General features: G+C 72.3%; 8 protein-coding genes. 3 read left to right on the top strand and 5 right to left on the bottom strand.

What is annotated here, in order from left to right; all coding sequences use genetic code 11:
• The 3 genes from AOK11_RS18585 to pgl all read left to right on the top strand — a co-directional run.
• Positions 1–707, top strand: a 707-nt coding sequence (locus AOK11_RS18585; protein ID WP_167353811.1) for a glucose-6-phosphate dehydrogenase, incomplete at its 5' end; no start/stop codon positions are given.
• On the top strand, positions 704–1,939 hold the full coding sequence (gene opcA / locus AOK11_RS18580) for a glucose-6-phosphate dehydrogenase assembly protein OpcA (RefSeq protein WP_055594844.1): 1,236 nt from the start codon (positions 704–706) through the stop codon (positions 1,937–1,939). The genes AOK11_RS18585 and opcA, both read left to right, overlap by 4 nt.
• The gene (gene pgl / locus AOK11_RS18575) at positions 1,936–2,721 is read left to right on the top strand and encodes a 6-phosphogluconolactonase (protein WP_079034937.1); all 786 of its coding nucleotides are present in this window, start codon (positions 1,936–1,938) and stop codon (positions 2,719–2,721) included. The genes opcA and pgl overlap by 4 nt, the downstream gene beginning before the upstream one ends.
• A gap of 80 nt (positions 2,722–2,801) precedes the next feature.
• Here the strand turns inward: pgl and AOK11_RS18570 are convergent, their stop codons facing one another.
• From AOK11_RS18570 to AOK11_RS18550, 5 genes are all read right to left on the bottom strand, one after another.
• Positions 2,802–3,641 carry a carbohydrate ABC transporter permease gene (locus AOK11_RS18570; RefSeq protein ID WP_055594843.1) on the bottom strand — a complete coding sequence of 280 codons (840 nt, stop codon included), beginning with the start codon at positions 3,639–3,641 and terminating at the stop codon, positions 2,802–2,804.
• Positions 3,638–5,032 carry an ABC transporter permease gene (locus AOK11_RS18565; RefSeq protein ID WP_055594842.1) on the bottom strand — a complete coding sequence of 465 codons (1,395 nt, stop codon included), beginning with the start codon at positions 5,030–5,032 and terminating at the stop codon, positions 3,638–3,640. The genes AOK11_RS18570 and AOK11_RS18565 overlap by 4 nt, the downstream gene beginning before the upstream one ends.
• Before the next feature lie 5 nt (positions 5,033–5,037).
• Positions 5,038–6,366 (bottom strand): ABC transporter substrate-binding protein, encoded by a 1,329-nt coding sequence (locus tag AOK11_RS18560; protein WP_055594841.1) that lies wholly within the window; start codon positions 6,364–6,366, stop codon positions 5,038–5,040.
• A 71-nt stretch (positions 6,367–6,437) separates the two neighbouring features.
• Positions 6,438–8,060: a glycoside hydrolase family 13 protein gene (locus tag AOK11_RS18555; protein WP_055594845.1), complete on the bottom strand. Its 1,623-nt coding sequence runs from the start codon at positions 8,058–8,060 to the stop codon at positions 6,438–6,440.
• A gap of 293 nt (positions 8,061–8,353) precedes the next feature.
• Positions 8,354–9,356, bottom strand: a 1,003-nt coding sequence (locus AOK11_RS18550) for an ABC transporter substrate-binding protein (RefSeq protein WP_055594840.1), incomplete at its 5' end; no start/stop codon positions are given.

Genomic DNA, 9,356 nt, shown 5'->3' with positions numbered 1-9,356 from the left:
AGCCGGCCTCCTTCGACGCGGACGCGCTGGCCGCGGAGAAGACCAAGGTGCTCGGCGCCGTGCGGCTGCCGAAGGACCTGGGCCGGGACACCGTGCGCGGGCAGTACGAGGCGGGCTGGCAGGGAGGCGCGAAGGCGGTCGGGTATCTGGAGGAGGACGGCATCGACGCCTCCTCGAACACCGACACCTACGCCGCGATCAAGCTGGGCGTGGACAACCGCCGCTGGGCGGGCGTCCCCTTCTACCTGCGCACCGGCAAGCGGCTGGGCCGCCGGGTCACCGAGATCGCGGTGGTGTTCCAGCGGGCGCCGCACTCTCCGTTCGACTCCACGGCGACCGAGGAGCTCGGGCAGAACGCCATCGTCATCCGGGTGCAGCCGGACGAGGGTGTCACGGTGCGGTTCGGCTCGAAGGTCCCCGGCACCTCGATGGAGATCCGGGACGTGTCGATGGACTTCGCCTACGGCGAGTCGTTCACGGAGTCCAGCCCGGAGGCGTACGAACGGCTCATCCTCGACGTCCTGCTCGGCGACTCCAACCTCTTCCCCCGCACCGAGGAGGTCGAGCTGTCCTGGAAGATCCTCGACCCGATCGAGGAGTACTGGGACCACCACGGCAGGCCGGCCCAGTACCAGGCCGGCACCTGGGGGCCCGTCGAGGCGGACCACATGCTCGAGCGAGACGGACGGAGCTGGCGTCGGCCATGAAGATAGACCTCACGGACACCACGGCCAGCAAGATCAACAAGTCGCTGGTGAAGGCCCGCCGGGCCATCGGCACGCCGGCGGTCGGCATGGTGCTCACCCTGGTCATCGTGACCGACGAGGAGAACGCCTACGACGCGCTGAAGTCCGCCGGGGACGCCTCGCGCGAGCATCCCTCGCGCACCCTGGTCGTCATCAAGCGCGTCTCCCGCTCGCACCGCGACCGTACGCGGTCCCGGCTGGACGCGGAGGTGCTGGTCGGCGCGGATGCGGGCACCGGTGAGACGGTGGTGCTGCGGCTGTACGGCGAGGTCGCCGACCACGCCCAGTCGGTGGTGCTGCCGCTGCTGCTGCCGGACGCCCCGGTGGTGGTCTGGTGGCCGGTCAACGCCCCGCCGAACCCGGCGGGCGATCCGCTGGGAGCGCTGGCCCAGCGCCGGGTGACCGACACCTACGCCTGCGAGCAGCCGGTACGGGAACTCGCGGTCCGTGCCGACTCCTACACCCCGGGCGACACCGACCTGTCCTGGACCCGGATCACGCCCTGGCGTTCGATGCTGGCGGCTGCCCTGGACCAGGTGACCTGCGAGGTGCAGGGCGTCGAGGTGGAGGGCGAGGAGTCCAACCCGAGCTGCGAGCTGCTGGCGATGTGGCTCGCGGACCGGCTGGACGTCCCCGTGAAGCGTTCGCTGTCCGCCGGCCCCGGGCTCACGGCGGTCCGTCTGACGACGGACTGCGGCCCGATCGTGCTGGACCGGGCCGACGGTTCGCTGGCGACGCTGTCGATCCAGGGGCAGCCCAAGCGTGCGGTGGCGCTCAAGCGCCGGGTCACGTCGGAGCTGATCGCGGAGGAGCTGCGCCGGCTGGACCCGGACGACACGTACGCGTCGGCGTTGCGGTACGGGGTCGAGCGGCTGAGGAACCCGGCGCACAGGCCGGCGGCGGATCCGGGGGCGCCGAAGGCGCCGTCGGGCGAGCGGCTGGCGGCGGTGTCGCGCGGGCTGACCGAGGCGTCGAGCGCGCTCGACGAGGTGTCGCGGGCGCTCGACGAGGCGTCGGGGACTCCGAAGGCGGCGGCGCGGGAGCCCGAGGCGTCGGGTGACTCCGGGAAGCGGCCGGCCGGTGAGTCGCCGGCCAAAGGAGCAGGGAGTCCCGCTCCCGTCGAAGCAGCTGCGGAAGGTGCCCGGGGCCCGGCGCCGGCGCAGGCACCGGTGAACCGGGCGGTGGCGAAGTGAGTAGGGCACCGCAGCTCGTCGTGCACCGCGACAAGGAGCTGATGGCCCAGGCCGCGGCGGCCCGGCTGATCACCAGGGTCGTGGACGCGCAGGCCTCGCGGGGTTCGGCGTCCGTGGTCCTGACCGGCGGCCGCAACGGCAACGGCCTGCTGGCCGCGCTCGCGGCGGCGCCCGCCCGGGACGCGGTCGACTGGGGCCGGATCGACCTGTGGTGGGGCGACGAGCGGTTCCTGCCGGACGGCGACCCGGAGCGCAATGTCACCCAGGCCCGCGCGGCGCTGCTCGACGCGGTGCCGCTGGACCCGGAGCGCGTGCACGCCATGCCCGCGTCCGACGGACCGCACGGCACCGACGTGGACACGGCGGCGGCCGCGTACGCCGAGGAGCTGGCGCGTGCCGCGGGGCCGACGGACCACGGCGGGGTGCCGGAGTTCGACGTGCTGATGCTGGGCGTCGGCCCGGACACGCACGTGGCGTCCCTCTTCCCGGAGCTGCCCGCGGTCCGGGAGACGGAGCGCACGGTGGTCGGCGTCCACGGCGCGCCCAAGCCGCCGCCGACCAGGGTGACGCTCACCCTGCCGGCGATCCGCGCGGCCCGCGAGGTGTGGCTGCTGGCGGCCGGCGAGGACAAGGCGGAGGCCGCGGCGATCGCCCTGTCGGGCGCGGGCGAGATCCAGGCCCCGGCGGCGGGCGCGTACGGCCGGGCCCGCACCCTGTGGCTGCTGGACGCGGCGGCGGCCTCGCAGCTGCCGCGGTCGATGTATCCACCGGCGTCGGCGTAGCGCCCGCGGCGCACGACACGCACGGACCCCCGCTTCGTCAGGAAGCGGGGGTCCGTGCGTTCCGGGCGGGACGGTGTCCGTCACTTCACCGAGCCCGCCATCACCCCCTGCACGAAGTGCCGCTGGAAGGCGAAGAACACGGCCACCGGCACCACCAGGGACAGGAACGCGCCCGGCGCGAGCACGTCGATGTTGCTGCCGAACTGGCGGATCTGCGACTGGAGTTCCACCGTCAGCGGCTGCGAGGAGCTGTCGGCGAAGAGGAGGGCGACCAGCATGTCGTTCCAGACCCACAGGAACTGGAAGATGGCGAGGCTGGCGATCGCCGGCCGCCCGACGGGCAGGATCAGCCGGGTGAAGATGCGCCATTCGCTGCCGCCGTCCATCCGGGCGGCCTCCAGCATTTCCTTGGGCATCTCGGCGAAGTAGTTGCGCAGCAGGAACACCGCGAACGGCAGCCCGTACGCCACATGGAACAGCACGACGCCGGGGATGGTGCCGAACAGCCCCAGCTGGCCGAAGAGTTTGGCGACCGGCAGCAGCCCGATCTGCACGGGGACCACCAGCAGCGCCACCACGAGCAGGAAGATCGCGTCGCGTCCGGGGAAGTCCAGCCAGGCGAAGGCGTATCCGGCGAGCGCCGCGACGACCACGACCAGGACCGTGGTCGGCACCGAGATCAGCACGGTGTTCCAGAACGCCTGCGTCATCCCCGAGTTCTTCAGCAGGGCCGCGTAGTTGTCGAAGGACAGCTGCCCGGGGCTGGCGAGCACCGTCCACCAGCCGCCCTTGGCCGTGTCCTGTGCGGACCGCAGCGAGGAGAGGAACAGGCCGGCCAGCGGGGTCATCCACACCAGGCCGATCACGACCAGGAACGCCTGCACCACGGCGTTGCCCAGGCCGCGCCGGATCGCGTTCATCGCTGACTCCTTCGGAAGCGGCGGACGTTGAAGACCATGGCGGGGACGACCAGCAGCAGGAGCAGCACGCCGAGCGCGCTGCCCATCCCCTGGTCGTTTCCGCCGCCGAACGACACCAGCCACATCTGGGTCGCGAGCACGGTCGCGTCCTCCTGCACGGGTCCGGGCGCGATGATGTAGACGAGGTCGAAGACCTTCATCACGTTGATCACCAGGGTCACGAAGACGACGGTGAGGACCGGTGCGAGCAGCGGGACGGTGATCCGGCGGAAGATCTGCCACTCGTTCGCGCCGTCCATCCGCGCCGCCTCCAGCGCGTCCCGCGGCAGGGCCGAGAGTCCCGCGCCGATCAGCACCATCGCGAACCCGGTCCAGATCCACAGGTAGGACCCGATGATCGCCGGGGTGACCAGGGTGGGTCCGAGCCAGGAGATGCCGTCGTAGGGGGGCGCGAAGTTGGCGGCGGGCAGCTTGACCGCGTACGAGCCGCCGTCCAGGCCGGTGAAGCGGAACGAGCCGTCGGCGGCGGTCGTCGTGCTCGCGACGGTCCGTCCGTCGCGGACCGCCTCGACCGTCATCCCGGGCAGTCCGCTCTCCTGCCGGTCGACCACGCCCGGCTCCCCTCCCCCGCCGGGGGTGAAGTCGAGGTAGACCACTCCGCGGACCTCGTCGGCGCCCGCCTCCTGGCGGGTGGCTGCCGGGTGGGCGGGCGCGGCGTCGTCGGGCAGGTCCTTGGGGGCGACACCGACCAGGCCGAGGGCGGTGACGGTGCCCGGCGAGAGGTCCGCGCCGGTCGTGTAGGCGCCGTCGGCCTCCTTGGTCAGGCTCGGTCCGGCGCCCCCTCCCCCGCCCCCGACGGCCTCGCGGGCGCGGGCCGTCGGGTAGGAGGAACTGCCCTTGAAGGCGTCGTGGACCGTGACGGCGGCGGCGTTCAGCACACCCTTGTCGGGGTCGTCGTCGTAGGCGAGCCGGAAGATGATGCCGGCCGCCAGGAAGGACACCGCCATCGGCATGAACAGCAGCAGCTTGAAGGCGGTGGCCCAGCGGACCTTCTCCACCAGCACGGCCAGGATCAGGCCGAGGCCGGTGAGCAGGGTGGGGGCGATCACGACCCAGATCGCGGTGTTGCGGACGGCCTTGAGGGTGGCCGGGTCGCGGAACATCTCGGTGTAGTTCTCGCCGCCCACGAACCGGGTGCCGGAGGCGTCGAAGAGGCTGCGGCCGACGGAGAACAGCACCGGGTACACGACCAGCGCGCCCAGCAGGAGCAGTGCGGGCAGCACGAACAGCACGGCGACGATCCGCCCCCGCCGGCGCAGGCGCCGGCGCCGGGCACGATCGGGGTGCGAGGGAGCCGGAGGGCTCGCCTCCTTCACCAGGGTGGCGGTCATGGCCGTCAGTTCCCGTACGCCTTGGCCGCAGCCTTCTCCAGCTCGGCGGCGGTCTTCTTCGGGTCGGACGGGTCGCGCAGGAAGTCCTGGAGGATCTTCCACTCGCCGGTGCCCTTGGTGCCGCCGAAGGCCGCCGGGGCCTGGTCGGACATGTCGAAGCGGACCGAGTCGCCGGCCTCGACGAGGGACTTGGCGGTGGCGCGGGTGACGTCGTCGCCGTAGGAGGAGAGGTCGAGCTTCGTGTTCGGGGAGAGGAAGCCTCCGGCCTCGGCCCACACGGCGGCGGCCTCCGGTGTGGCCAGGTACTCCAGGAGCGCCATGCCGGCCTCGGCGTTCTTGCCGTCCTTGAGCACCACGGCCGCGTCGCCGCCGCTGACCACCGGGGCCTCGCCGTCGCCGACCGGCGGGAACGGGAAGAAGTTCGCGTCGGTGCCGATGTCCTTGCCGAACTGGTCCTTGGCGACGCCGGCCACGAAGTCGCCCTCGTAGACCATGGCGGCGTCCGGCTCGGGTCCGAAGACCTTCTCCACCGAGCCGGGGAAGTCGGTGTTCAGCGCTTCCTTCTGGCCGCCCGCGAGGAGCTGCTTGTCCTTGAAGAGGTCGCCGAGGGTGGTGAGCGCCTCGACCACCGTCGGGTCGGTCCACTTGATCTCGTGCGCGGCGAGGGCGTCGTACTTCTCGGGGCCGGCCTGGGAGAGGTAGACGTTCTCGAACCAGTCGGTCAGCGTCCAGCCGTCCTGTCCGGCGACCGAGAAGGCGGCGAGGCCGGAGTCGGAGATCGTGCGCCCGCCCTTCAGCATGGCGTCGTAGGTCTTCGGCGGGGTGACCCCGGCCTGTTCGAGGGCCTCGGGGCTGTACCAGACGGTCGACTTGTGGGCGGCCTTGAAGTAGAGGCCGTACAGGGTGCCGTCGACGCTGCCGTAATTGCGCCACACCTCGGCGAAGTTGGCCTCCGCGGTGCCCTGGACCTTCTTGTCCAGCGGCTTGAGCCAGCCCTGCTCGGCGAACTGCTTCAGCACGCCGACCTGCGGGACCATCACGACGTCGGGGGCGTTGCCGCCCTCGATCTTGCTGCCGACGACGGTGGAGACGTTGTCGCCGGTGGACACGAACTCCGTCTTGGCACCGGTCTTCTCGGTGAAGGCGTCCAGCACCTTCTGGAAGTTCTTCTGCTCGCTGCCGGACCAGACGCCGGCGACCGAGACGGTCCGGCCGTCGAGTGCCTTGTCGCCGCCGCCGGCCGCGACGGGCTCGCCCGAGCCGCAGGCGGTGGCGCCGAGCGCGAGCACCAGGGCGGTGCAGCCGGTGAGCAGGGTGGTACGTCGTCGCATCATCGTTGATGTCCCTTCGGAAAACGTTCGGAAATGCGTTCGGGAGCTTTCGGGATACGTGAAGTGAGCGGGTTTCAGGAGTCGCTGATCCACCAGGCGGCCGTGGAGCCGGGCAGGACTCCGGGCGGGCACGGGCCGCTGGCGAGCAGCGGGATGCCGGGGACCGGAGCGGGTACGGGGGCGGTGCCGAAGTTGACGGCGCACACCAGGTCGTCGGCGCGGGTGAAGGCCAGGACGTCGGGCGGGGTCTCCAGCCAGCGCAGCGTGCCCTCGCCCAGCTGGGGCAGGGTGGAGCGCAGTTGCAGGCCGTCGCGGTAGAGGTGCCAGGAGGAACGGGTGTCGGCGAGGGCCCGGTCGGTGGCGTGCTCGGCGAACCACTCGGGCTGCGGCAGCCAGGGTGCGGCCCCTTCGGCGCCGGAGGTGAAGCCGAACGGGGAGGCCTGTCCCGACCAGGGCAGCGGCACCCGGCAGCCGTCGCGGATCCGGGCGCGGCTGCCGGTGCGGTGGAAGATCGGGTCGGTGAGCACGTCGTCGGGGAGGTCGACGACCTCGGGCAGGCCCAGTTCCTCGCCCTGGTAGATGTAGGCGGCGCCGGGCAGCGCCAGCATCAGCAGCGCGGCGGCGCGGGCGCGGGCGGTCCCGAGGCCGCTGCCCTGGGGGGCGGGTTCGCCGTAGCGGGTGACGGTGCGGACCTGGTCGTGGTTGTTGAGGACCCAGGTGACGGTCGAGCCGGTGCCGGCGATGTCCTGCATGGCCTCGGAGATGACCTTGCGGAAGGCGTCGGCGTCCCAGGGGGCGCCGAGCAGGTCGAAGAAGAAGGCCTGGTGCAGCTCGTCGGGGCGGACGTACCGGGCGTGTTCGCGGGCGGTCGGCACGGAGACCTCGCCGACCAGGAGCCGTTCGCGGCCGTCGCGGGCGGTGTACTCCTCGCACACCGCGCGCCAGTGCCGCCACACGTCGTGCACCTCGGGCTGGTTCCAGGCCAGCGGGTTGACCGAGTCGCGGGTGCGGGCGTCGGCCTCCGGGTCCGGGGAGTCGGGCAGTTCCGGGTGCTTGAACAGACCGGCGGCGACATCGATGCGGAAGCCGTCGACGCCCCGGTCCAGCCAGAACCGCAGGGTGCGGTCGAAGTCGGCGGCGATCTCGGGGTTGCGCCAGTTCCAGTCCGGCTGTTCGGGCGTGAACATGTGCAGGTACCACTGGCCGGGCCGGCCGTCCGGTTCGGTGACGCGGGTCCAGGCGGGCCCGCCGAACATGGCGTGCCAGTTGTTGGGCGGTGTCGCACCGTCCGGTCCGCGGCCGTCGGCGAAGTGGAAACGGGCGCGCTGCGGGCTGCCGGGGGGCGCGGCGAGCGCCTCGCGGAACCAGGGGTGCTCGCTGGAGCAGTGGTTGGGGACGATGTCCAGCAGCACCTTGACGTCGAGCCGCCGGGCGGCCCCGACCAGCAGGTCGAACTCGGCGAGGTCGCCGAAGACCGGGTCGACGTCGCGGTAGTCGGCCACGTCGTAGCCGTGGTCGTGCTGCGGCGAGGGGTAGAAGGGGCTCAGCCAGATCCCGTCCACACCCAGCTTCTTCAGGTAGGGCAGGCCCGCCCTGACCCCGGCGAGATCGCCGATGCCGTCGCCGGTGCTGTCCAGGAAGCTGCGGACGTACACCTGGTAGATCACTGCGTCGCGCCACCAGCGGTGGGTGTCGATGTGCTTGGGGCTCACCACGTCGACCTGTCTGTGCGTGCGGAGACCCGGGAGTCCCGGGCCGACGGCGTCCTCGCCGTTATGCATGCATGTTAAGTAGGTGTGTCGCGGGGGTGTCAATGAACGGGCGCAAGCTGTCCGGCAGTTGCCGTGGACCAATCACCACCCACTCGGGCATAGCGGGCACCGTTGAGACGTTCACGTTACTTAACGGGTAACTAGACATGGCGGTCCGGGCGGGAGACCCGGGAGCCGGGCGGGCGCGGGCCCCGGAGTGCGCTCCGCAGACGGCGCGGCTAGCGCGCGGAGACGGCGGCGAGTTCGCGCGCCAGCCGTCGCACCGCCGACTCGGGCGTCTGCCGCCCCGTCATCGCGTCACGCACCACCGCCTGCACGACCAGGCTCACCTGGTCGTAGCGCGGACTCTTGGGGCGCGGGGCGGCGGCGAGCACGCTCTCGCGCAGCGTGGGCAGGTACGGGAACCGCCGGACCAGTCCGGGATCGTCGTACAGCGCGGCCCGTACGGGCGGCAGGGCGCCGCGGGTGAGCACCTGGCGCTGGACCGGCTCGCTGGTGAGGTACGCGATCAGCCGCGCGGCGGAGTCGGGGTGCCGCGCGTGGGCGGCGACGGCGAGATTGGAGCCGCCGAGGACGCTGGTCCCCGGCCCGTCCGGCCCCGGCAGGGGTACGGCGCCGACCTTCCCGGCGACCGCGGAGCCCTCGGCGGACGCGGCGACGTAGGCGTAGGGCCAGTTGCGCAGGAAGAGCAGCCCGCCGTCCTGGAAGGCCTGCTTGGACTCCTCCTCCTTGTAGGTCAGCGCCTCCTGCGGGATCCAGCCGTCGCGGACCCCGCGGGCGAGGAACCCGATGCCCTCGCGGGCCGCCCGGGAGTCGACGGTGACGCGCTCGCCCTCGTCGCCCAGGATGGTGCCGCCCGCCGAGTAGACGGCCTCGGCCGCGTTGACGGTCAGGCCCTCGTAGGGCAGGAACTGGCCGGCGTAGCCGTCGAGTCCGTGCGCCGGGGCGAGGGTCTTCGCGGCCCGCTCCAGCTCGGCCCAGGTGCGCGGCGGCGCCACGCCCTCGGCGTCGAGCACGTCCGCGCGGTACAGGAGCAGCCCGGCGTTGGTCACGTACGGGACGGCGTACAGCAGGCCGTCGTAGGTCGCGGTGTCCACGACGCCCGGCAGGAAGGTGTCCAGCGGGAAGCGGTCGCGCGGCAGGGGGCGGATCCAGCCGCCGGCGGCGAACTCCGAGGTCCAGCTGACGTCGATGTTGAGGACGTCGAAGCGGCCGCGGCCG

Origin of the sequence: Streptomyces hirsutus (genome assembly GCF_001418415.1) — a bacterium.
GTDB classification, from domain to species: domain Bacteria; phylum Actinomycetota; class Actinomycetes; order Streptomycetales; family Streptomycetaceae; genus Streptomyces; species Streptomyces hirsutus.
The sequence above is the reverse complement of the archived record's forward strand: the minus strand, read 5'-3'. Positions and strand labels throughout refer to the sequence as shown.

Excerpts from the sequence above, each read along its gene's own strand:
- opcA (WP_055594844.1), top strand. The coding sequence starts at position 704 with ATGAAGATAGACCTCACGGACACCACGGCCAGCAAGATCAACAAGTCG.
- AOK11_RS18570 (WP_055594843.1), bottom strand. The coding sequence starts at position 3,641 with ATGAACGCGATCCGGCGCGGCCTGGGCAACGCCGTGGTGCAGGCGTTC.
- AOK11_RS18565 (WP_055594842.1), bottom strand. The coding sequence starts at position 5,032 with ATGACCGCCACCCTGGTGAAGGAGGCGAGCCCTCCGGCTCCCTCGCAC.
- AOK11_RS18560 (WP_055594841.1), bottom strand. The coding sequence starts at position 6,366 with ATGATGCGACGACGTACCACCCTGCTCACCGGCTGCACCGCCCTGGTG.